At 54.8% G+C, this 1,057-nt stretch carries 1 protein-coding gene and 1 pseudogene; both read left to right on the top strand.

Annotated features, from left to right (window positions below):
• Window positions 1-338 (top strand): annotated as a pseudogene (locus Q4P78_RS09360) (hypothetical protein); the annotation flags it as partial.
• 224 nt (window positions 339-562) lie between these two features.
• A partial coding sequence (locus tag Q4P78_RS09355) for a Clp protease N-terminal domain-containing protein (protein WP_303340098.1) occupies window positions 563-1,057 on the top strand: 495 nt, incomplete at its 3' end.

Here is a 1,057-nt window from a genome sequence, read left to right as displayed (position 1 = left end):
TTGCCAGTGGCGAGCACCTGCGGGTTGGTGCATCCTGGGGATTCGTATTTTCCGTGTGGACCTGCTGGGTGCTCGCTTTTCTCTTTGGGATGTTCATTCCCGATTACCGTGCCGGGGTGCCGGTGTCGGGAATTGGTGCGCGTGCGGGTGCCGATTATGTGGGCTACGGTGCAGGATTCGGGAATACCTTCGGAATTTTGACCTTTGCTATGGCTATTACCGCCGCCGTGATCGCTTTCAACGCCAATAGGCACTCGGCGCGCATGCAGCAGGGTGTTACCGACGAGGTTTTGGAGGAGCAGGCGCGACAACAAAGCCCGTATGACTTCTTGGACTGAGGTCTATCTGATCCTCTCATCCCGCGCCCTAAAAGGCTCTTGATATGAATAAAGCGTATTTTTCGCCGTTTTATTCGTATAAAGAGCCTTTTTTAGCACTGAATTTTGGTCCCGAAAATCGGCAGTAGCCCCTTGCATCCAAACATTGAGTGTAGTAGACTCAAGTTAGCTATAAAAAGAAGGCGCAGGATGCGCCCCGCACAAGACGCGAAAGGATAAGATTTATGGACGCAAAATTCACCACCAAGAGCCAAGAAGCGCTCTCCGCCGCTAATATGAACGCGCAGACAGCGGGTAACCCCAGCATCGAACCTGCGCACATCCTCAAAGCACTAATGGATCAGCGAGAAGGCGTTGCCGTAGCGGTTCTCAAGGCCGCAGGGCTCGATATCGACGCCATTTCGGAAGCCGCATCCGCAGAGATTAAGAAGCTGCCGAAGGCATCTGGCGCATCGGTGCAGAACGCAAACTTCAGCCGCAGCGCCCTCGCCGCTATTCAGAGCGCGCAGACCCACGCACAGAAATTCGGTGATACCTATATCTCCACCGAAATGCTGCTGTTGGGCATCGCAAGCGGCGATAGCGATACCGCTCGCGCGCTTGAAAACCTGGGCGCAACCGCCAAAGTCATTGAAGAGACCATTCCCCAAGTACGAGGAGACCGCACCGTGGATACCCCGGACCCCGAAGGCACCTTCCAAGCCCTTGAAAAGTACGGA

This window comes from Rothia sp. (in: high G+C Gram-positive bacteria) (assembly GCF_030540545.1).
Lineage (GTDB): Bacteria > Actinomycetota > Actinomycetes > Actinomycetales > Micrococcaceae > Rothia.
The sequence above is the reverse complement of the archived record's forward strand: the minus strand, read 5'-3'. Positions and strand labels throughout refer to the sequence as shown.